Source organism: Comamonas sp. SCN 65-56 (assembly GCF_001724135.1).
In the GTDB taxonomy this organism is placed as follows: Bacteria; Pseudomonadota; Gammaproteobacteria; order Burkholderiales; family Burkholderiaceae_C; genus Comamonas_C.
In genome coordinates this window covers 22,698-43,652 of sequence record NZ_MEDS01000007.1, presented here as the reverse complement: position 1 = coordinate 43,652, position 20,955 = coordinate 22,698, and the positions used below count along the sequence as shown (strand labels likewise).

Sequence of the window (20,955 nt, the reverse complement as noted above, 5' to 3'; positions counted from 1 at the left end):
GCACAAACCCTCATGGAAATCGCACTGATCTACGCACGCGCCGCCAACGGCGTCATCGGCCAGGGGGGCAGCATGCCCTGGCATCTGCCCGAGGATCTGGCGCATTTCAAGGCACTGACACAAGGCCAGCCGGTCATCATGGGGCGCAAGACCTGGGATTCGCTGCCGTCGCGCTTTCGCCCGCTGCCCGGGCGCCTGAACATCGTCATCACGCGCCAGGAAAATTGGAGCGAAAACGGCACTCAACGCGCTACCAGTCTGCGCGAAGCGCTATCAACGGCAGAGCAATCGGGCGCCTCCACCGCCTGGGTCATCGGCGGGGCGCAGATCTTTGCCGAGGCCCTGCCACTGGCCACACGCGCCGAGGTGACGGAGATCGCGCAGGAATTCGAGGGTGACACCTGGGCGCCCGCGCTTGGCAGCGAATGGCGGCTCACCGCGCACAGCGACCATGTCAGCGCCCAAGGCTTGGGCCTGCGCTTTGCACGCTACGAGCGGCTGGCGTAAGGTCTGTTTACTTCAAGGACTCGATGGCATGCGCGATTTTCTCGATCCCGACGGACGGCGCTGGCAGGCCGCGCCGCTGTACGCCTCCTATGGGCAGATGCTGCTGGTCTTCAGCGCAATGGAAGGGGGCGCCATCCTGCATCAGCCAATGGCTGCCGACACGCTGGCGCAAGCGGAAGACGAGCTTGCGCAACTGGACGATGGCGCGCTGCGCACCTTGCTGCAGCAAGCCCAGCCTTGGGACTACGACGCGAAAAAATTCTAGCGCCGCAGCACCGTCAGCACTACGCCGGCCAGTGAACTGAGCAACAGAAACAGCGCAAACCCCCGGTACAGCCACAGGCGCCTGCCACGAAGCGCGCCGCGTACCGAGTACACCAGCCAGAGCAAGGCCGCCGCATAGGCCAGCGTTGCGGCAAACACCAGTCCAGGCTGCTCACCCAGCCGCCCTTGGATCACTCCCAGATGCCCCAGGTTGAGCAACACCCACGGGCCCCAGGGTCCGCCGGTGGACGGCGCCCCGGGTGCCAGCAGCGTTTGCCCCGCGCCCAGCAGGTATTGGGCAACGCCCACCACCAGCACCAGATAGGCCACCAGCCACACCAGGCCTTGCGTGGGCCGGTGCGCAATGGCTGCCGCCAAGACACCGCCGCCGACAACGGCCGCCATGCCCGCGACGGAAAAAGGACTTACCCTGGCAGGCATCCCCGGCATCAGCAGCGCATCGCGTTGGCGGCGGAATTGCGAATGCTCTCGAGCACGCTCTCATCGAGCCCGACGTTGTTGTGCTCCAGCACGCGTTCGGCGCGGTAACTGGAGCGCACGAACGGCCCCGCCACCACCTCGACAAAGCCCTTGGCCAGCGCCATCTCGCGGTACTCGGCGAATTGATCGGGGGAAACATAGCGCTGCACCGGCAGATGGTGCTGCGTGGGCCGCATGTACTGGCCCATGGTGACCACATCGACATCGGCAGCGCGGATATCGTCCAGCGCTTCATCGATCTCCGCATCCGTCTCGCCCAGCCCCAGCATCAGGCTGGTCTTGGAGATGGTCTGCGGCGCATAGCCCTTGGCAAACTTGAGCACATCCAGCGTCTGCTCGTAGCCGGCCCGCGGATCGCGCACCGGGTGCGTCAGGCGCCGCACGGTTTCCAGGTTCTGCGCATAGGTCGCCAGGCCCGCATCGAGCACCTTGGCCACCAGCGCGTGCCGGCCTTGAAAATCGGGTGTCAGTGCTTCCACCGCCGTCTCCGGCATGCGTTGGTGAATTTCTCGGATGCAGGCGGCATAGTGCCCTGCGCCCAGGTCCTTGAGGTCGTCGCGGTCCACCGAGGTGAGCACCACGTATTTCAACCCCATCAGCGCCACGGCGTCGGCCACGTTAACCGGCTCCAGCGGATCGAGCCAGCCGTTGGGGTTGCCGGTGCTCACCGAGCAGAACTTGCAGGCGCGCGTGCACACCGAACCCATGAGCATCAGTGTGGCCGTGCCACGCCCCCAGCATTCGGCAATATTGGGGCACTTGGATTCGGCACAGACCGTGGAGAGCTTGTGCGAATCGACAATCTCCTTGATCTGCTGGTACTTGGCCCCGTTGGGCAGCTTGATGCGCAGCCAGTCGGGCTTGCGCTCGGCATTGGGGATGGTCGTCAGGCCGCTGGGCTTGACGCCGTCCTTGACGGCACGCGTGCCCTGGCGGCTGGTGAACTTGGTGCCGGAAGCCGGGCGTGCGGCGGGTGCTTGCATGGACAAAACCTGATGGGCAGGCGCAGCCTGCTGGCTGAAGGGACCTGCGATTTTACCGGCGCCCCTTCAACCCCCTGCACGGTAGTGCCGAAACGCCGCGCCGCAGCTCAGGGCTGCTCGTGGGTCAGCTGCCGGTTCACCTCCGTACCCGGGCTGGCCAGTTGCAGCGTGATCGCGCTGCAGAGCATGAACATGCACCAGAAGATCAGAAAGGTGACCGAATAGACGGTATTGCGCGACCAATCCACCTGCTCGCCCAGCAGCGCCAGTGACTCAGGGTCGAGCACCGCGAAAACCATCATCTCCAGCGCCGCGGCCACCATGAAGGCGGGCCACACGATCAGCATCCATTTCTTGCCTGCCATCCTGCCTCCTGTTTTTTGTGATGGCGAGAGGGGGATTCAGTCCCCTCCCGTACCCAGCGCCTTGGCGTTGCGGCTCGATGTCCGGTTGCGTGCCTGCATCGCGGGCTCCAGCGAGCCGCCCTGCTCTGCCTGCGATGGCGGCGCAGCCACGGGCGCATGGGGCTGCTGCGATGCGAGCCATACCGTCACCACGCCCCCTGCAAGCATTGCCAGCGTCAACCCGATGATGAGCCACAGATAGCCCGAACGCCACCACGGCATGGGGTGCTGCGCAAGCGATGGACCCGGGTGCTTGCTCATGGCCTCACCGCGGCACGATGAACGCGGATTTTTCCCGCACCGTGCCCACGCCCTCGGAGCTCACCACGAACGCAATCCGATGCGAGCCAGGCGACGCCTCGCCATGGGGCAGGCGCAGTTGCACCGGCACCGAAGCCGATTGCTCCGGCCCTATCGTCACGGCCGTGCGCGTACCCTCGGCCAATGCCAGGTGCGGCAAGCCCTCGACCGCCAGCACAAAGGTCTGCTCCTGCTCGGTCGCATTCATGACGTGGACGCGGTAGACGTTCTCGATCTCGCCGCCCTTGACCAGTCGCGCCATGGTTGCACGGTCGCGGATGATGTCCACCTTGAACGGCGTGCGCAGCCACAGGCTCGCAGCCAGCGCCACGCTGGCAAGCGCCAGCACCAGCGCATAGACGAGCACGCGTGGCCGTTTCACGCGCTGCACGATCTCGCGCTTGCCCCAGTCCTTCTCGATCGCGGTCTCGGTCGAATAGCGGATCAGGCCACGCGGATAGCCCATCATGTCCATCACATCGTCACAGGCGTCAATGCAGGCGGCGCAGCTGATGCACTCGTACTGCAAGCCATCGCGGATGTCGATGCCGGTGGGACAAACCTGCACGCACATGGTGCAGTCTATGCAGTCGCCCAGACCTTCAGCCTTGTAATCGGCCTTCTTGGAGCGCTTGCCGCGCGGCTCGCCGCGCTTGGCGACGTAGGTGACGATGAGCGTGTCGCGGTCGAACATCGCGCCCTGAAAGCGCGCATACGGGCACATGTATTTGCAGACCTGCTCGCGCATGAAACCGGCATTGCCCCAGGTGGCAAAGCCGTAGAACAGAATCCAGAACAGCGCCCACGACCCCACCGAGAACGCCAGTACCTGGAGCGCCAGTTCACGGATCGGCGTGAAGTAGCCCACGAAGGTAAAGCCCGTCCACAGGCCGATCGCCAGCCAGACCAGGTGCTTGCCGCCCTTGCGCCAGAACTTGGCCCACGACAGCGGCGCGCCATCCAGGCGCATGCGCTGCGCGCGGTTGCCTTCGAACTTTTCCTCCACCCACAGGAAGATCTCGGTATAGACCGTCTGCGGGCAGGCATAGCCACACCACTGGCGCCCCGCCACCGCCGTGAACAGAAACAGCAGTAACGCCGAAATGATGAGCAGCGCCGCGAGGTAGAACACATCCTGCGGGTAGAGCACCAGGCCGAAGATGTAGAAGCGCCGCGCCTCGATGTCGAACAGCATCGCCTGGCGCCCGCCCCACTGCAGCCACGGCATGCCGTAGAAGAAGAGCTGCGTCGCAAAGACGAAGAACCAGCGCCAGCGGGTATAGAAGCCCTTGGCGCTGCGCGGGTAGATCTTGGAGTACCCGCGCGCCGGCCCGGTGCTGCCAACGGTGGCCATGCGAATCACGCGCAACGCCGATGCGACCCGCACCAGCGTTCAGAAAGAGGCGATGGCAGACGCGTCACTGCGCGGCCGCTGGCTGGCCGCCGCCCAGCCCCCAGACATAGGCGGTGAGCACGCGCAACTGCTCGGGCGAGAACTTGTCCTTCCAGGCCGGCATCTGCGCCATCTTGCCGTGATCGATCATCTCGACCACATGGTCCACGTTGTCCGGACCGTGGGCAAAGATGCCATCGGTCAGGTCGGGGGCGCCAAGCGCGGGATTGCCCTTGCCCGCCTCGCCATGGCAGGCCGCGCAGACGACGAATTTTTCCTTGCCCTTGGCGGCCAAGGCCGCGTCGTGCTTGCCACCCGAGAGCGCGATCACGTAGTTGGCCAGCGCACGCACCTCGTCGGGCGTGCCCACCGCCGCAGCCATGGGCGGCATCACACCCATGCGGCCGTCGGCGATGGTCTGCAGAACGGCGTCCGGACTGCCGCCCCAGTTCCAATGGGCGTCCACCAGATTGGGAAAGCCCTTGCTGCCGCGCGCATCGCTGCCGTGGCACTGCGCGCAGTTGTTCATGAACAACCGATCGCCGATGGCGCGGGCATTGGCGTCCTTGGCCAGCTGCTCGATGCTCTGGTTGGCAAATGCCGCGTAGATCGGTGCGATCCGCGCTTCATATTGCTGCTGCTCCTGCGCATGTTGACCGTCCTGCGACCAGTCCAGTACCCCCTTGAAGGTGCCCAGCCCCGGGTACAGCAGCAGATACAGCAACGAGAAGATGCAGCTGATGCCGAACATCATCACCCACCAGCGCGGCAGCGGGTTGTTGCGCTCGGTCAGGTCGCCATCCCAGACATGGCCGGTGGACTGGTCGGGATTGACCTCGGCATTCATCCGAAACGTCCACCACAACAGCGCGGCGCAGGCCAGCACACCCAGCAGCGTGATGCCCGCCACGTACAGAGACCAGAAATTGCTCGTGAAGTCGCTCATGACTTGCCTTCCCCCGCAGCCACCACCTTGCGCGCGGCGCTCTCATCGTCCAGCAGCGGCAAGCGCGCCGCCTCGTCAAAGCCCGGTCGGTTGCGCCCCGACCAGGCCCAGAACGCGATCGCGACAAAGGTCACGAACGCGAGCACCGTATACAGGCTGTGCAGCCATTCCACATTCATGCGGTATCTCCTGCAACCGGTTATTTGCGATGGATGCCGAGCACCTGCAGGTAGGCGATCAAGGCCTCCAGCTCGGTCTTGCCCTCAACCTCGGCGGGCGCCTTGGCTATCTCTTCATCCGTGTAGGGCACGCCCAGCGTGCGCAGGCCGCGCATGTGCGCCTGGATGGTCGTGCTGTCGGCCGATGTCTTGGCCAGCCAGGGATAGGCCGGCATGTTGGATTCGGGCACCACCGCGCGCGGGTTGTTCAGGTGCACCGCATGCCAGTCGTCGCTGTAGCGGCCACCGACGCGCGCCAGATCGGGGCCGGTGCGCTTGCTGCCCCACAGATGCGGGTAGTCGTAGACGAATTCGCCCGCCACCGAGACCGGCCCGTAGCGCAGCGACTCATGCTGCAGCGAGCGGATCATCTGCGAGTGGCAGTTGTTGCAGCCCTCGCGGATGTAGATGTCGCGCCCCACCACCTGCATTGCGGTGTAGGGCTTGAGGCCTTCGATCGGCTGGGTGGTCGATTTCTGGAAAAACAGCGGAACGATTTCCACCAACCCGCCGATCGCGATGACCAGCAGCACCAGCACGATCATCAGGAAGTTGTTGGTTTCGATGCGGCCGTGGCCGCGGATGTCTTCTTGCGCCATGTCTTGGGTTCTCTTTCGTCAGGCAGGCTTCAGGCGGCAGCCACCAGCGGCGGCACGGCAACCACCGGGGCGCGCCCGGCATTCATGGTCTTGAGCGTGTTCCAGAGCATCACCACCATGCCGCTCAGATACAGCAGGCCACCGAGGAAGCGCACCGCGTAGAACGGATAAGTGGCCTTCACGCTCTCGACAAAGGCGTAGGTGAGCGTGCCGTCCTCGTTGACCGCGCGCCACATCAGGCCCTGCATCACGCCTGCGATCCACATCGAGGCCACATACAGCACGATGCCCAGCGTGGAAATCCAGAAATGCAGATCGATGGCGCGCGTGGAATACATGCTGGTGCGGCCGTACAGGCGCGGAATCAGCCAGTAGAGCGAGCCCATGGTGATGAAGCCGACCCAGCCCAGCGCGCCGGAATGCACGTGGCCCACGGTCCAGTCGGTGTAGTGGCTGAGCGCGTTCATGGTCTTGATCGAGAGCAGCGAGCCCTCGAAAGTGGACATGCCGTAAAACGACAGCGAAACGATCAGGAAGCGGATCACCGGATCGGTGCGCAGCTTGTGCCAGGCGCCCGAGAGCGTCATGATGCCGTTGATCATGCCGCCCCAACTCGGGGCCAGCAGGATGATGGAAAACACCATGCCCACCGACTGCGTCCAGTCCGGCAGCGCGGTGTAATGCAGATGGTGCGGCCCCGCCCACATGTAGGTGAAGATCAGCGCCCAGAAGTGCACGATGGACAGGCGGTAGCTGTAAATGGGCCGCTCGGCCGCCTTGGGGATGAAGTAGTACATCATCCCCAGGAACCCGGTGGTGAGCAGAAAGCCCACCGCGTTGTGGCCATACCACCACTGCACCATCGCGTCCTGCACGCCGGCGTAGGCCGAGTAGGACTTGAACGCACCCACCGGCAGCTCGATGTTGTTGCCGATGTGCAGCAGCGCAATGGCGATGATGAAAGCCCCGTAGAACCAGTTGGCCACATAGATGTGGCTCATCTTGCGCTTGGAGATCGTGCCGAAGAACACGACGGCGTAGGCCACCCAGACCGCGGTGATGAGCAGGTCGATCGGCCACTCCAGCTCGGCGTATTCCTTGGACGAAGTCAGGCCCATCGGCAGCGTGATCACGGCGCCCACCAGCGCCAGTTGCCAGCCCCAGAACACGAAACCCGAAAGGCCGTCGCCACCGAACAGCCGCGCCTGCGAGGTGCGCTGCACCACATAGAGCGAGGTGCCGATGAGGCCAGAGCACGCAAAGGCGAAGATCACGCCATTGGTGTGCAGCGGCCGCAGGCGGCCGTAACTGAGCCAGGAAATGCCCAGGTTGAGCTCGGGCCAGGTGAGTTGTGCGGCGGCGATCACGCCGACCAGCATGCCGATCACGCCCCAGACCACGGTCATGACCGCAAACTGGCGCACTACCTTGTCGTTATAGGTCGGCATCGAGTGACTCGTTGTAGACATCTAAGGGTTTCCTCTAATACAGACGCGGATTATCCATGGCACCAGAGTGGCCAATTTGACCTGGATCAATCTTGTTCAAAAATGCGCTCGCCTTCGCGTTCCAGGTCTTCAAACTGGCCGCGAAAGATCGCCCAGCCCAGCGCCCCGACGATCAAGAGCGCCAGCACCACCGACAGCGGAATCAGCAGGTAGAGGATGTCCATCAGGCGTTCTCCAATGCTTCGCCGCGGTTGAGCCTGAGCGCATTGGCCACCACCAGCAGCGAGCTGGCGGCCATGCCCAGCCCTGCCGCCCAGGCCGGCATGTAGCCCAATAGCGCCAGCGGCAGTGCGGCAAGGTTGTAGGCGAGCGCCCAGGCGAGGTTCTGGCGCACGACAACCATCGTGCGCCGCGCTTGCGCACGTGCCGCGGGGATCGCCATCAGGCGCGCGCCCAGCACGACGAAATCCGACCGTGCCTGCGCCAGCGGCACTGCCTTGCCAAAGGCGAACGAGACCTGCGCGGCCGCCAGCACCGGCCCATCGTTGAGGCCATCACCCACCATCGCGACATGCCGTCCCTGGCGCTGCAGAACGCGCACCTGCGCCAGCTTGTCGTCGGGCGAGCAATCGCCCACCGCCTGGTCTACCCCGGCGAGGGCGCCGACGCGCAAGGCTGACGCCGCCCGATCACCCGAGAGCAGTTGCACGCCCAGGCCCTGTGCCTGCAACGCCGCCACGGCGCGTGCGGCGTCCGGGCGCAGGTCTTCCTCGAACTGAAAGCTCGCCAGCCAGCCAGCGTCGTCGGCCAGATGACTGACCGGGCCCTGCGTCGCATCGGCCTGCTCGCCTTGCGGCGCCGCGCAAAACGCCGCGGAGCCCAGTCGGCAATGCCTTGACGCTCCCTCCAGTTCAACCCATCCCGCCACGCCCTGGCCCGCCACCTCGCTGACGCCCTGCGCCTGCAGCGCAGGCCCCTGCCCAACCGTGGCTGCCACGATCGCACGCGAGACCGGATGCAGGCTGTGGCGTGCCAGACTGGCGGCCAAGGCGAAGGCCTCTGCCCGCTCAATACCGTCACGCAGCCGCACACCGGCGAGCACGAAGGCATCGCTGGTCAATGTGCCGGTCTTGTCGAACACCACGCTGTCCACGCCCGCCAGCGCCTCTATCGCCTGCAACTGGCGCACCAGCACACCGCGCTTGGCGAGTGCCCCGGCGCTCGCGAGCATGGCCGCCGGCGTGGCCAGCGAGAGCGCGCAGGGGCAGGTGACCACCAGCACCGCCACCGCCACCATCAGCGCGCGCGCCGGGTCTTGCGGCCACCACCACAGCGCCGCCAGCCCGGCCACCAGCAACACGGCGATCAAAAATGGCTTGGCCAGGCGGTCCGCCAGGCGCGCCAGATCGGGCTTGCTGCTGGCCGCCTGTTCCATCAGGCCGACGATGCGCGCGTAACGTGTCTCACCACCCACGGCCTGCACGCGCATCTGCACCAACGCGCTCAGGTTGTGGCTGCCGGCAATCACCGCATCCCCCGGGCCACGCGCCAGCGGGCGCGACTCTCCCGTCAGCAAGGCCTCGTCAACCGTGGTGCTGCCCGCCAACACCATGCCATCGGCCGGGAATGCCGCGCCCGGCAGCACCCGCACCACATCGCCGACATGCAGGCGCCGCACCGCGACATGCTGCCAGCGCCCATCCGCCTCACGGCGCTCCACGCCATCGGGCAGGCGATGCATCAAGGCCTCCAGCGCGCCCGCCGAACGATCGCGCAGCCGCAGTTCCAGCCAGCGCCCGGCCAGCAGGAAGAAGACGAACATCGTGAGCGAATCAAAGTACACCTGATGACCGAACGGCCCCGCAGGTTCGAACGTCCCCAGGCTGCTGACCACGAAGGTGATCAGCATGCCCAGCGCCACCGGCAGATCCATGCAGATGCGCCGGCCGCGCAGATCGCGCCAGGCCGATGCGAAGAACGGGCGGCAGGAGAACAGCATCACCGGCAGCGACAGCACCCATTGCGCCCAGCGCAGCAACTGTTCGGTGTTGGCGCCAATCACCTCGGGACCGGCGATGTAGCCGGGCACCGCATACATCATCACCTGCATCATGCAGACCGCCGCCACACCCAGACGCCAGAGCATGCGGCGGCTGTCCTCCTGACGGCGTGCGCCGGCGCCGACGTCATGCACCGGCAGCGCACGGTAACCGCTGCCTGCCAGCGCCTGCATCCAGCGCGAGGGGCGGGTGCGCGCCTCGTCCCAGACGATGCGGCCGCGCTGCGCCGCCGCGCTGACATCCACGCGCACCACGCCTGGCACGCGCGCTATCAATTGTTCAAGCGTCACGGCGCAGGCGGCGCAGTGCATGCCCTGGAAAGCCACCATCGACTCCCACATGCCGGGCGCATCCACCGCGCCGGGGTGCGCCCAGGCGTGGCTGAACGCCAGCCACTCATCGCGCTCATCGAGCAGCGTGAGTTCGGGCGGCGCGGCTGCCTCGCCCGGTGCGGGAAGCGGCCATGGGGTGGGGGGCAGAGCGTCGGCTCCCTGCATGGTGGGTGGGGTGCCACGGATGGGTGGCAAAGCTAAAAGGCAGGCGCAGTCTAATGGAAAACCCTGATTTCAGACAGGGGAATGTCGCACCCTTGAGGCAAGTCAAATCCCGGCCTGCCATGGCTCGAAATTCGGGTATTCATAGAATCCCGTCATGCAACTTTCACTGGCGGCCACGGGCCTGCTCATGGGTCTGGTCGGCAGCCCGCACTGCATCGCCATGTGCGGCGCGGCCTGCGCAGGCATAGGCCAGAGCGCCGCGCCCCACAGCGGGCGCGCCATCGCGCTGTTTCAATTCGGGCGCCTCATGGGCTACATGCTGCTGGGGGCTCTGGCGGCTGCATCGATGCAGGGTCTGGGCTGGCTCACGGTGTATTCGGCAGCGCTCAGACCGGTCTGGAGCCTGCTGCATGTGGCCGCCGCCGTTGTCGGGCTGGTGCTGCTGATCCAGGGGCGGCAGCCGCTGTGGCTGGAGCTGGGGGCGCGCCGCGTCTGGGCACGGGTGCGAAGCGCCACCGGCTCCATGGGGCGAGCCGCCCCGCTGGGCGTGGGCACGGCCTGGGCATTGCTGCCCTGCGGCCTGTTGTATTCGGCCGTGATGGTCGCAGCGCTGGCCGATGGGATTGCCGGTGGCGCCGTGGTCATGGCCTTGTTCGCGCTGGGTTCCGGCGTCATGCTCTGGCTCGGGCCGTGGCTGCTGCTGCGCCTGGGCCGCCGGGGGCGCGACGGCTGGGGCATGCGCCTGGCCGGGCTGGCACTGCTGGCCTCGGCGCTCTGGGCCTTGTGGATGGGCCTGGTGCACGACCAGGCGCCCTGGTGCGTCATGCCGACGTAGCCCTGACGCGGACTGTCGTACCAGTCACAATCGGCGCCATGCAAATCGCCACCTGGAACGTGAATTCGCTTGCCGTGCGCCTGCCGCAGGTGCTCGCCTGGCTGCAGGCCAACCCCGTCGATGTCCTCGGCCTGCAGGAGCTCAAGCTCACCGATGACAAGTTTCCGCACGACGCTTTCGAGCTGGCGGGTTACCAAAGCGTGTGCCTGGGCCAGAAGACCTACAACGGCGTGGCACTGATCAGCCGCCATCCGATGCAAGACGTGGTGCGCAACATTCCTGGATTTGAAGATGAACAGGCGCGCGTGATCGCCGCCACCGTGCTGACACCGGCCGGGGAACTGCGTGTCATCGACGGCTATTTCGTCAACGGACAAGAGCCTGGCAGCGAGAAATTCGCCTACAAGCTGCGCTGGCTGGCGGCATTGACAGCGTTTGTGCGTGCGGAGCTGGCCGCGCACCCACGCCTCGTGCTGCTGGGGGATTTCAACGTCACGCCCGATGACCGCGACACCTGGGACCCCGATGGCTTGCGCGGCACCATCCACCACACGCCCGAAGAACGTGCGCATTTCCGGGAGCTGCTCTCACTCGGTCTGTCCGACAGCTTCCGCCTATTCGAGCAGCCCGAGAAGACGTTTTCGTGGTGGGACTACCGCATGCTGGGTTTCCAGAAGAACCGCGGCATGCGCATCGACCATATCCTGGTGAGCGACGCGCTGCACAGCGCCGTCACCGCCTGCGCCATCGACCGCGCGCCACGCAAGAACAAGCAACCCAGCGACCATGCGCCGGTGATTGCCACTCTCGCCCTCTGATGCCTGCGCTGCCCGATCTCACCGCGCTGGCCGCGCAAGCCGAGCACCGCCCCGTGCGCGTGCTGATGGTCTGCATGGGCAATATCTGCCGCAGCCCCACCGCCCATGGCGTACTACAAAAAAAGGTGCTCCTTGCGCATGCCCAGCAAGCGCTGGAGGTCGATTCGGCTGGTACTCATGACTACCATATCGGCAACCCGCCCGACGCCCGCGCGCAGCAGCATGCGCTGCGCCGCGGCTACGACCTGTCGACGCAGCGCGCGCGCCAGCTCCTGCGGGAAGACTTCGAGCGTTTCGATCTGATTCTGAGCATGGATGCGGCCAATGAAACCTTGGCACGGCGCCTGGCTCCCGCGCAGCCGCGAGCGCAACTGATGCGGCTGACCGAGTTCTGCACCCGGCATCGGACCAGCGAGGTGCCCGATCCCTACTACGGTGGTGAGCGCGGCTTTGAAGAAGTGCTGGACCTGGTCGAAGACGCCTGCCAGGGCCTGCTCACCGCGCTGCGGCTTATTTAGTGCGGTCGAGCTCGCGGCGGATGCCGTCCACGTCGGCCTGCGCGCGGTCCATGTTGGCCTTGAGCTCGGTCACGCGATCCTGGTAAACCTGCGTGTTGCGCAGCTCCAGCGCGCTTTTCTGCGGCGCGCCGCCGTTGTATTCCTTGCGCAGTTCTGCCAGCTTGCCCTCGGCCTTGCGCAATTCATCCTGCAAGATGGCGCGCCGATCCGAGTCGCGCGCCTTCTGGTCGGCATCGCTCACCTTGGGCGCATTGGCCGGCGACGTTGCTGCCGGCGCTGCCGCGGGCTTGGTGGCCTGCAGCACGGTGACATTGCCGCCTTCCACCAGTTTGCAGCCGCGGGCCTTGGCATCGCTCACGTTGTTGGTGTATTCGTTGCCGCAGCGGTAAATTTTGTCTTGGGCACTGGCGGGTTGCAGCACCAGCGTGCCGGCAAGAGCGGTCAGGGCGAACAAAAAAATCTTCATGCAATCCCTTGAAGAGCAGCCACAGATGCGATCGTGCGGACAAGTATTACCCAAACGCACGCGCATGCCTGCGGCTGACGTCACAAAGCGTAATACAGGTCGTACTCGACCGGATGCGGTGTCATGCGCACGCGCTGGATTTCGGCCTGCTTGAGCTCCAGGTAAGCATCGAGCATGCCATCGGAGAAAACGCCGCCGCGCGTGAGAAAGCCGCGATCGGCATCCAGCGCCGCCACCGCCTCTTCCAGGCTGGCGCAGACCGTGGGCACCAGCCGGTCTTCCTCGGGCGGCAGGTGGTAGAGGTCCTTGGTCGCAGCCTCGCCGGGGTGGATCTTGTTTTCGACCCCATCGAGCCCCGCCATCATCAGTGCGGCAAAACCCAGGTAAGGATTCATCAGCGGATCAGGGAAGCGTGCCTCCACCCGCCGCCCCTTGGGGTTGGCGACGTAGGGAATGCGGATCGACGCCGAGCGGTTGCGTGCGCTGTAGGCGAGCTTCACCGGCGCCTCGAAGCCCGGCACCAGGCGCCTGTAGCTATTGGTGCCCGGGTTGGTGATGGCGTTGAGCGCCTTGGCATGCTTGATCAACCCGCCGATGTAATACAGCGCAAAATCCGACAACCCGGCATAGCCATCCCCCGCGAACAGGTTCTTGCCATCCTTCCAGATCGACTGGTGCACATGCATGCCGCTGCCGTTGTCGCCCGCATAGGGCTTGGGCATGAAGGTGACGGTTTTGCCGTAGGAATTGGCGACATTCCAGATCACATACTTCATCAACTGGGTCCAGTCCGCGCGCTGCACCAGCGTGGAAAACCTGGTACCAATCTCGTTCTGCCCCGCGCCGCCCACCTCGTGGTGGAACACCTCGACCGGAATACCCAGCGATTCCAGCACCCCAGCCATTTCGGCGCGCAAATCCTGGCTGCTGTCCACCGGTGGCACCGGCATGTAGCCGCCCTTGGTGCCGGGGCGATGGCCGCGGTTGCCGCCATCGAACTTGGTGCCGCTATTCCACGGCGCCTCGTACTCCTCGATCTCGAAAAACACGCGGCCCGGCTCGGTGCCCCAGCGGATGCCGTCAAAGATGAAAAATTCCGGTTCAGGCCCGAAGTACGCGGTATCACCCAGGCCCGACGCCTTGAGGTACGCCTCTGCCCGTTTGGCAATCGAGCGCGGATCGCGGTCGTAGGCCTTGCCATCGCCCGGCTCGACCACGTCGCACTGCAGGATGAGGGTGGTTTCCTCGAAAAACGGGTCGATGTTGGCCGTCGCCGGATCGGGCATAAGCTGCATGTCCGAGGCCTCGATGCCCTTCCAGCCCGGCATCGACGAACCGTCGAACGCGTGGCCGCTGGCAAATTTTTCCTCGTCGAAATGCGAGACGGGGACGGTGACGTGGTGCTCCTTGCCGCGCGTGTCGGTAAAGCGCAGGTCGACGAAGCGCACCTCGCTCTCTTTCACCATGCGCATCACGTCGGCGACGGTCTTGGCCATCAGGCTGCTCCAGTAAGTGGGCCGTGCGGCCCGGCAGGCCGCAGGCAAAAGAGTGCGATTCTAAGACGCTCAGCCCGGTGCGATGCACGCACCCAAGCCCGCCTGAATATGGCTCGCCTCTATCGATTCGCCGATGAAAACCAGCACAGTCTGCTTAGGCTCGTAAGGGCGCCATGTGGTGCCGCTACCAATCTGAATGGCACCTTGCACCCCTTGCACAATCAGGCGCTGACGCTGGCCCAGTGCATGGACAATGCCTTTGCAGCGCCACAACCGCGCGCCATAACGCGCAATCGCAGCATCCAGAAATCCGTTCAGCAGGTCCAAATCCAGCGGCTTGTCTGCGAGAAAGACGGTGGTCACCACGTCTCTGGTGTGGCGCGCCAGTCCCACTGGGCGCATGCGTTGCTGCCCCGCTTCCAGCAACGCCAGACCGTGCAGCGAACGTGCTATTTCGTCACGCGGGATGTAATCGGTCATAAACCCCCGAATCTCGAACAGGTGCGACATCAACTGGTCGATGGCAACGGTCGGCAAACTACCCTCCACGACTGGTGCGCGCGGGTTGACGCTAGCGAGCAAATCACGCACCTCTGCCACGCGCTCAGGGCCAACAAGATCGGTCTTGGTGAGCAGCAACCGGTCTGCGTGCCCAATCTGGGAGCGATGCTCAATACGCTCGATTTCAGCCTGGACGTTGAGCGCGTCAACCAGCGTCACGACTCCATCGAGGTGAAACCGCGCTTCGATCGCCGTCTCGGCCATAAAGGTTTGGATGACCGGGCCGGGGTCGGCCATGCCGCTGGTCTCGATCAATACCCTGTCAAACTCAAAATTTCCCGCCTTGGCCTGCTCCAGCAACTGCTGCAGCGCGCGCGCAAGGTCGCCCCGCACCGTGCAACACAGGCAGCCATTGTCCAGCTGCACGATGATTTCTTCGCCGCCCTTGGCAAGGAACTCGGCGTCGACTCCCACCGCTCCGAATTCATTTTCAATGACGGCGATGCGCTCACCATGCGGTTCGCGCAGCAGGCGATTGATCAGCGTGGTTTTGCCGGCGCCAAGGAAGCCCGTGACAATCGTGACCGGTATGGTCAGCCGGACTGCCATCAGTCCACTCTCAGTACCAGGGCAGCACCCGTGTCGCCGGCCGCGCAACCGGTAAACAGTCCGATACCGCCGCCTCGCTCGCGCAGGGCATGCACAAGCTCCACGATCCCGCGCAAACCCGTCGGCCCCTGAGGGTGCCCGTAAATCAGACTCGAGCCCCATACATTCATGCGCTCCAGATCAAACCCGGTGCGCTGATGGAACCAAAGGTCATTGACGACAAACGGGTTGTGGGTCTGAGCCAATGCCAGGTCATTCACCGTCAAACCGGCGTCAGCCAAAGCCCGCTCAGCAGCTAGCGTGGCAGCTTTGGGCATTTCGGCCAGCCCAGCCCGTGCAAATCCTGCCGCAAGCAAGCGTACTGTCCCTTTCTCCCGATCAAGCGCTTTGGCACGCTCACTGGAAGTGACCACCGCACCCGCACAGCCATCGGCCGGGTGCGTTTGCATGCCATATGTGACCACACCGCCAGGCTGCACCGGCGCCAACCGCGCCAGCCCTTCGGTCGTGTACGGGTGAACGCCTTGATCCTCTTCGACCACAAGCAGCTTCGCCTTCCCGCGGGCCAGTCGAACCGGTTGCATCCACGCGCGCTGCACACGCCTGTCATCAGCCAGCGCCGTTCGGTATTGCTGCCAACGCAGCAACGTCAGCTCGTCCAACCGCTCACGCGACATGCCGCCATCGCGTGCAACGTTTTCGGCCGTCGCGATCATGGGCTGGCCAGTATTCGGGTCAGCCGCAAAATTGTCCAGCACCCAGTTTTCCACCGCCGGGCTGCCACCCATCCCCTGATTTCGCGGATAGACAAGCAAGGGGCCGTTGCTTGTGCGATCGCTGGTTACAACCAGCGACATGGCATCAGGCGCAACCTCTGCCCGCATCGCGGCATCGACGAGACAAGCCACTGACGTGGCACAGGCCTGGGACAAGTGCGGCCCACTGATGCTCGGCAGCTTCAATCGCGCCGCAAGCCAGGGGGCTGCGTAAAACGACGAGGCTTGCGGCACGGTAGTACCCAACACCAGCGTATCAATGTTTGCACGTTCAATCCCGCGTGCATCCAGCGCGTCGTTGGTTACGGCGGCCGCCAGGTCGATGCTGGACACGTCCTGCAGTGCGCCTTGCCAGCGTACGAAGGGGGAAGACCATAGATGGCCTACTGGAAGGGCTGCACGTTCGAACTTCATTGTTGACCCTGCAAAACAAAAATGTGCTCCACAGAGCGATGTTGAGCCTACGCGGTCACCCGTCAGGCGGGCTCACGTACCGCAAGTAGGGAATTTTTGTAGACCCCACGTGGCAACTCGCCATGCGCCAGGACATTGACGGCCACACGCACCTGCAACTGGCCTCGCACCTGCTCCTCAATCTGCCGGGCCAGTGCCTGGCCATGTTCGATCGAAAAGGCCTCCGCGACCTCCACGTCCACCGGAATCGGCGCATCGAATCGAACCTGGTCCCTGCTCTCCTTCCAGATACGCAGCAAGGGCTCGACGCGCCCCGAAAAATGGGTGGTAATCAGATCGCGAATCGCCGTCGGAAAGACATTCATCCCCTTGTAGATGAGCATATCGTCCGTGCGGCCAATGCATCGAATCCTCGGACTGGTACGACCACATTTGCAAGCACCCACACCGGTGATCAAGGCGTGATCGCGCGAGCGATAACGCACGACCGGCGTGGCATCCCGCGCAAACGTGGTGTAGACGATCTCGCCCGTAGCCCCATCTTCCCAAGGGCGTACCTCTCCCGTGGCCGGATCGATCAATTCGATTGCCACGTATTTCTGGGCGTTGAAATGCATGCCGCCACCGTGCTCGCATTCGCACCACATCGCGGAAACCACGTCGCCAAGGCCCATGCATTCCCGCAAGGCCTTGATACCCAGACCGTGCGTGATGCGCTCACGGATTTCCGGCTGATTCAAGCCGGGTTCGCCGCCACAAAGCACCGTATGCAAATGAGAAGGCACGGCACCGGGTTCACGCCCCAATTGCTCCCATTGGTCTGCCAGATAGAGGCCAAACGACGTGGTCGCCAGCAAGGTTGTGCAACGCAGGTTGCGCAACTCCCGCAGGATTCTGTCGGTCGGGAACCCCCCCAGCCAGCACAAGGTGGCTCCGATGCGCCGAAAGCCCTCGGCATATGGCATACCGCCCGCGACCATCGGGAGCCCGACCAAATGGGCCACCGTATCTCCTTTGCGCACGCCTCCGGTGAACCAGGTGTTGGCGATGGCATCGGTAAACATCTCGGTGTCGCGTTGCGTCAGCGCGTAGTACAAAGGCTTGCCGGTGGTGCCAGACGAAGCGATCGCCTGAACGATCTCACTCTTGGCCATCGCCTGATTGCGGCCAAAGGGCCTTTCGTCCGAGGCCGCCTCCTGCGCGGCACGCACATGGTCCTTGAGCGTGAAGGGCAGCGCCTGCAAATCCGCAAAACCGCGCAACGGCAGATCTCGCGCCACACCTGCATGCAACTCTGCATAAAGCAGTGAGCGTCGACGCAGGTCTTTCAGCATGGCAGCGATCTGCCCAGCCTGCCACTGTTCGACCTCTGCCCAGGGTTTGGTTTCGAGCTCTTCATTCCAGTACTTCATGAGCGAATCCGACCCATAGCTGCAACCAGATCCGAAACCTGTGTCGAGGCAGGCACCTCGGCCACGGTCGTGATCAAGCGCAGGTTGCCGCTCTGCGTGGGCAGGCTCGGCCAAGCGACAGGATCGCTCGCCCACGCCTGTCCATGCGGGCGAGGAGGGACGGGCGTCTGAGTACTCCCCGGGCACGCCACCACTTGCACCGGCCAACTCGCCGGCGCTGCCCCCTCGACCACAAGCAGCGGGGGCACGCGATGAAACCGCGAGACATTGCCGATCGTGCCCAACGCGCCCTTCCAGCCGTCGATGGCCCCCTCGTCGCCGGGCAGTTCCGTTTCGTGCAACTGCAGCACCTGCACCTGTGCCTCGGCGTACATCCTGGCCAGAGTGGCCAGCGTGCGCCCCACCAGGTCATAGCCCTCCTCATCGGTCAACGCGGCACCTGCTGCGCGCAATTGCGCCAGCAGCGTGGCCGGTCCGGTGAGCGCGGCGACGATCACCTGCTCATCAGGGGTGGCCCTCCACTGCTGAATCGCCTCAAGCGCGGCCGCGATCCGCGGGACGGCCAGCAACTGTTCGCTGGAGATTTCCATGTTCAGGGCAGAGAGTTCGCCTGAAGGCCGAGGTGGCCACTGGTTTTCAGCTACAGGCACGCCCAGCGCCTGCGCCTCCATGGCGCTAGGCACGGCGCACGCCACGGTCTCCAGTCCGAGCGCCCGGCGCAGCTCCGTCATATTTTTGCGCAATCGAGTCCCGTCCTGCGCCATTGCCTCGGGCGCAATCGCCTCGATTTGTGCCGCGGCGCCGAACAACAAGGGGGCAAACAAGGGTGCATGGGCAAAACCCGCGCCTCGCGCCAAATCCTGCATGCGCTTGAACCAGACTGAACTGCTCATGGCCTTCTCCAGCCCTCTCCATCAGGCACGCATCAGCGGCGTGGTCACACGCGCGTCAGGCCAGCTACCGTAGTACATCAGGATTTCGTCGCGCGGCTTCTGCTTGAGCCAGTCAGCCTCGAACTCTGCATAGGGCCGCCCGCGCTGCTTGCGCGCCTGCAGCTCCTTGTTGCGCGATTGCTCCGTCGCATCGGCATCCACACGTTGGTTGCCTTCGTCCCAGACCACCTTGTAGACGCTGCGCGCGGTATCTGCCGTCACGATGCCCTTGGCAATGTCCACGCCCACCGCCTGCGGATCGCGGTCCAGCACGTCGCCATAGCCCGTCCCACCGGCGGAGAAAGCGAAGGTAGCAATGTCCCCGTTGTTGTACGGGCGCACTGACCGACCTTGGAACTCCACCTCGTAGTCGCCATCGATAGGCTTGTCCTGCAGTACTTTCTGCAGATCCATGGTCAGTTTGGGATCGCCCTTAGCCATGAGCTCCTTGACGTTGGCCCGGCGAATGCCAAACCCCGGCACAGTACAGGGCGCATAGCCGCCGAACAGGGGCTGCGGTGTCTGCAGTTTGGAGTTGTCGGCAATGGCCATCATGTAGACAGCAGGCACGTGGTGCGCAACCCACATCTGCGCCGTACCCACGCCGCCCCGGTATTTGCCGTGGCCGCAGGAGTCGGCCCAGTGGTTGGACAAGGGGATCAAAAGCGGGAATTCGTTTTCAACGACTTCAGTATTGGGCGCTCGACCAAACACGCACCACGGGAAACCAAACGCATCGATCCCGTCCTGCTCTGGGCGCGCGCCCTGCCCTTCGGTATTGATGGAATACGCCAGCATGTCCGCGAACGGTACGCCCCATTGATTCAGGCCCGCCAGCACCAGCGCATTGCCACCGTAGCCCAGCGGGGCGCCTGCCTGTTTCCACAAGGCAGTAGAGAACATGGCCTTGGCGGCGCAGTTGTGCACCGCGCTCATGACGCCCGTCGAAATCATCACCGAGCACGATGTTGCCGCGCGCGCATCCGGCGACAAGCAGGTGTTCTGGCCGAACTTGAAGTCGATCGGTGCGAACGTGCCGTTGGAGATGGGCAGATCGTAGAAGAGATATTCGTAGATGTAGTTGGAAAAATGCGCGATCGCTGCTTGCGGGTGCGCGTTGTAGGGCGACGGGGTTTCCGGCCCCGATCCGCTCAGGTCAACCAGCAAACGATCACCCTTCTTCACGACCGTCATGGCGCAGTTTTTGATCAGACCCTGCTTCAACCCCACCGCGTCACTGAAGGTCACGCAGCGGTAGGTGCCGTCGGGCCACTGGTCGATCAGTTCCTTGGCGCCAGCCTCGGCCACCTGGAGCATCTTGCGAAACAGTCCCACGAGATAGTCAGGGCCCTCGCGGTCGCACAGCTCGATCAAGCGCGTGCGAACCCGGTCGGCCGTGGTGCAGCGCGCCTTCAAGTCGACCGCAATCATCGAAGGCGCGCGAATGCCAAAGGCAACGAACATGTCCACCACGTCATCGGCCAACTTGAAGTTGGTGCCGATGCGCAGCGGCGGCAGATTCATGCCTTCTTCGAAGCGCGAGGTCGCAGAAACCGGCATGCCCCCTGGTTCAGTTGCTCCGGTTTCCGTCGTGTGCACGAGCGCGCAGGTCCACGCCACGAGCTTACCTTCGTAGTACACCGGCATCGCGACGGCTTGGTCGGGGTTGTGCACGCCGCCATAGACGGCGTCATTCATGAACCAGAGGTCGCCATCGCGGATGGTGTCCTTGTGGTGGGTGAGGATGTACTTGATGAACAGCGGCGGTATTACTGCGTGCAGATAAGTACCGCATGAGCCGTTGATGATGTCGCCCTCTGCGGTCATGATGGCCACCAGCGAATCGCCAGCGACGCCCATGGCGCAGCGGCACGAGCGCACAAAAACGTCCATCGCCTCATCAAGAATGTCGTTGGTGCGCTGGAATCCGATCTCGAACGTGGCCGGGTCGATTTGCGCGGCAAGGTCCAGCTCTCGTTCCGTCGCGGGTGAGGGCTTGAGCCATTCGAGCTTTTGTTCAAGGCTGGGAATAGGCATGTGATTCTCCTTGGATAAACG

General features: G+C 64.3%; 23 protein-coding genes. 5 read left to right on the top strand and 18 right to left on the bottom strand.

All coding sequences use genetic code 11. The features are described from left to right. Positions 1 to 12 precede the first annotated feature (12 nt). Positions 13 to 507: a dihydrofolate reductase gene (locus tag ABS45_RS04885; RefSeq protein ID WP_291553602.1), complete on the top strand. Its 495-nt coding sequence runs from the start codon at positions 13 to 15 to the stop codon at positions 505 to 507. 28 nt (positions 508 to 535) lie between these two features. Further along, complete coding sequence (locus tag ABS45_RS04880) at positions 536 to 772, top strand: hypothetical protein (RefSeq protein WP_291553599.1); 237 nt, start codon at positions 536 to 538, stop codon at positions 770 to 772. On the opposite strand, the gene ABS45_RS04875 is transcribed toward ABS45_RS04880, so the two are convergent. From ABS45_RS04875 to ABS45_RS04825, 11 genes are all read right to left on the bottom strand, one after another. Beyond that, entirely contained in the window at positions 769 to 1,176 is a 408-nt protein-coding gene (locus tag ABS45_RS04875) for a hypothetical protein (protein ID WP_291553597.1), read from the bottom strand. The two genes, ABS45_RS04880 and ABS45_RS04875, sit on opposite strands and share 4 nt — an antisense overlap. Before the next feature lie 44 nt (positions 1,177 to 1,220). Continuing rightward, positions 1,221 to 2,255 carry a lipoyl synthase gene (lipA, locus tag ABS45_RS04870; protein ID WP_291553594.1) on the bottom strand — a complete coding sequence of 345 codons (1,035 nt, stop codon included), beginning with the start codon at positions 2,253 to 2,255 and terminating at the stop codon, positions 1,221 to 1,223. A gap of 107 nt (positions 2,256 to 2,362) precedes the next feature. Next, the gene (locus ABS45_RS04865) at positions 2,363 to 2,620 is read right to left on the bottom strand and encodes a hypothetical protein (protein WP_291553592.1); all 258 of its coding nucleotides are present in this window, start codon (positions 2,618 to 2,620) and stop codon (positions 2,363 to 2,365) included. Between the two features lie 36 nt (positions 2,621 to 2,656). Continuing rightward, positions 2,657 to 2,920 carry a hypothetical protein gene (locus ABS45_RS04860; RefSeq protein WP_291553589.1) on the bottom strand — a complete coding sequence of 88 codons (264 nt, stop codon included), beginning with the start codon at positions 2,918 to 2,920 and terminating at the stop codon, positions 2,657 to 2,659. Positions 2,921 to 2,924: 4 nt separating this feature from the next. Next, a complete protein-coding gene (ccoG, locus tag ABS45_RS04855; protein ID WP_291553587.1) occupies positions 2,925 to 4,313 on the bottom strand; it encodes a cytochrome c oxidase accessory protein CcoG in 1,389 nt (462 codons plus the stop codon). Positions 4,314 to 4,377: 64 nt separating this feature from the next. Further along, positions 4,378 to 5,298, bottom strand: coding sequence for a cytochrome-c oxidase, cbb3-type subunit III (gene ccoP, locus ABS45_RS04850; protein ID WP_291553584.1), 921 nt, complete (start codon positions 5,296 to 5,298; stop codon positions 4,378 to 4,380). After that, positions 5,295 to 5,477 carry a cbb3-type cytochrome c oxidase subunit 3 gene (locus tag ABS45_RS04845; RefSeq protein ID WP_291553581.1) on the bottom strand — a complete coding sequence of 61 codons (183 nt, stop codon included), beginning with the start codon at positions 5,475 to 5,477 and terminating at the stop codon, positions 5,295 to 5,297. The genes ccoP and ABS45_RS04845 overlap by 4 nt, the downstream gene beginning before the upstream one ends. Before the next feature lie 20 nt (positions 5,478 to 5,497). Then, the gene (ccoO, locus tag ABS45_RS04840) at positions 5,498 to 6,115 is read right to left on the bottom strand and encodes a cytochrome-c oxidase, cbb3-type subunit II (RefSeq protein ID WP_291553579.1); all 618 of its coding nucleotides are present in this window, start codon (positions 6,113 to 6,115) and stop codon (positions 5,498 to 5,500) included. 29 nt (positions 6,116 to 6,144) lie between these two features. Then, positions 6,145 to 7,584 carry a cytochrome-c oxidase, cbb3-type subunit I gene (ccoN, locus tag ABS45_RS04835; protein WP_291553577.1) on the bottom strand — a complete coding sequence of 480 codons (1,440 nt, stop codon included), beginning with the start codon at positions 7,582 to 7,584 and terminating at the stop codon, positions 6,145 to 6,147. Positions 7,585 to 7,649: 65 nt separating this feature from the next. Continuing rightward, on the bottom strand, positions 7,650 to 7,787 hold the full coding sequence (ccoS, locus tag ABS45_RS04830; RefSeq protein WP_291553574.1) for a cbb3-type cytochrome oxidase assembly protein CcoS: 138 nt from the start codon (positions 7,785 to 7,787) through the stop codon (positions 7,650 to 7,652). After that, complete coding sequence (locus tag ABS45_RS04825) at positions 7,787 to 10,120, bottom strand: cation-translocating P-type ATPase (protein WP_291553572.1); 2,334 nt, start codon at positions 10,118 to 10,120, stop codon at positions 7,787 to 7,789. The genes ccoS and ABS45_RS04825 overlap by 1 nt, the downstream gene beginning before the upstream one ends. 154 nt (positions 10,121 to 10,274) lie before the next feature. On the opposite strand from ABS45_RS04825, the gene ABS45_RS04820 reads away from it, so the two are divergent. The 3 genes from ABS45_RS04820 (at position 10,275) to ABS45_RS04810 (ending at position 12,291) form a co-directional block, all read left to right on the top strand. Next, positions 10,275 to 10,955 (top strand): sulfite exporter TauE/SafE family protein, encoded by a 681-nt coding sequence (locus tag ABS45_RS04820; RefSeq protein WP_291553570.1) that lies wholly within the window; start codon positions 10,275 to 10,277, stop codon positions 10,953 to 10,955. A 38-nt stretch (positions 10,956 to 10,993) separates the two neighbouring features. Then, entirely contained in the window at positions 10,994 to 11,773 is a 780-nt protein-coding gene (locus ABS45_RS04815; RefSeq protein ID WP_291553568.1) for an exodeoxyribonuclease III, read from the top strand. Positions 11,774 to 11,838: 65 nt separating this feature from the next. Continuing rightward, positions 11,839 to 12,291: a low molecular weight protein-tyrosine-phosphatase gene (locus ABS45_RS04810; RefSeq protein WP_291553741.1), complete on the top strand. Its 453-nt coding sequence runs from the start codon at positions 11,839 to 11,841 to the stop codon at positions 12,289 to 12,291. On the opposite strand, the gene ABS45_RS04805 is transcribed toward ABS45_RS04810, so the two are convergent. From ABS45_RS04805 to ABS45_RS04775, 7 genes are all read right to left on the bottom strand, one after another. Then, complete coding sequence (locus tag ABS45_RS04805; protein ID WP_291553567.1) at positions 12,284 to 12,757, bottom strand: hypothetical protein; 474 nt, start codon at positions 12,755 to 12,757, stop codon at positions 12,284 to 12,286. The genes ABS45_RS04810 and ABS45_RS04805 overlap by 8 nt on opposite strands. 80 nt (positions 12,758 to 12,837) lie before the next feature. Next, positions 12,838 to 14,253 carry a type I glutamate--ammonia ligase gene (glnA, locus tag ABS45_RS04800; RefSeq protein WP_291553565.1) on the bottom strand — a complete coding sequence of 472 codons (1,416 nt, stop codon included), beginning with the start codon at positions 14,251 to 14,253 and terminating at the stop codon, positions 12,838 to 12,840. A 69-nt stretch (positions 14,254 to 14,322) separates the two neighbouring features. Continuing rightward, on the bottom strand, positions 14,323 to 15,363 hold the full coding sequence (locus ABS45_RS04795) for a GTP-binding protein (protein WP_291553563.1): 1,041 nt from the start codon (positions 15,361 to 15,363) through the stop codon (positions 14,323 to 14,325). Beyond that, positions 15,363 to 16,553, bottom strand: coding sequence for a thiolase family protein (locus ABS45_RS04790; protein WP_291553561.1), 1,191 nt, complete (start codon positions 16,551 to 16,553; stop codon positions 15,363 to 15,365). Before ABS45_RS04790 ends, ABS45_RS04795 begins: the two co-directional genes overlap by 1 nt. Positions 16,554 to 16,615: 62 nt before the next feature. Beyond that, positions 16,616 to 17,965, bottom strand: coding sequence for an AMP-binding protein (locus ABS45_RS04785; RefSeq protein WP_291553559.1), 1,350 nt, complete (start codon positions 17,963 to 17,965; stop codon positions 16,616 to 16,618). Continuing rightward, positions 17,962 to 18,858 (bottom strand): hypothetical protein, encoded by an 897-nt coding sequence (locus ABS45_RS04780; protein WP_291553557.1) that lies wholly within the window; start codon positions 18,856 to 18,858, stop codon positions 17,962 to 17,964. Before ABS45_RS04780 ends, ABS45_RS04785 begins: the two co-directional genes overlap by 4 nt. A 21-nt stretch (positions 18,859 to 18,879) precedes the next feature. Continuing rightward, positions 18,880 to 20,934 (bottom strand): hydantoinase B/oxoprolinase family protein, encoded by a 2,055-nt coding sequence (locus tag ABS45_RS04775; RefSeq protein ID WP_291553555.1) that lies wholly within the window; start codon positions 20,932 to 20,934, stop codon positions 18,880 to 18,882. Positions 20,935 to 20,955: the final 21 nt, after the last annotated feature.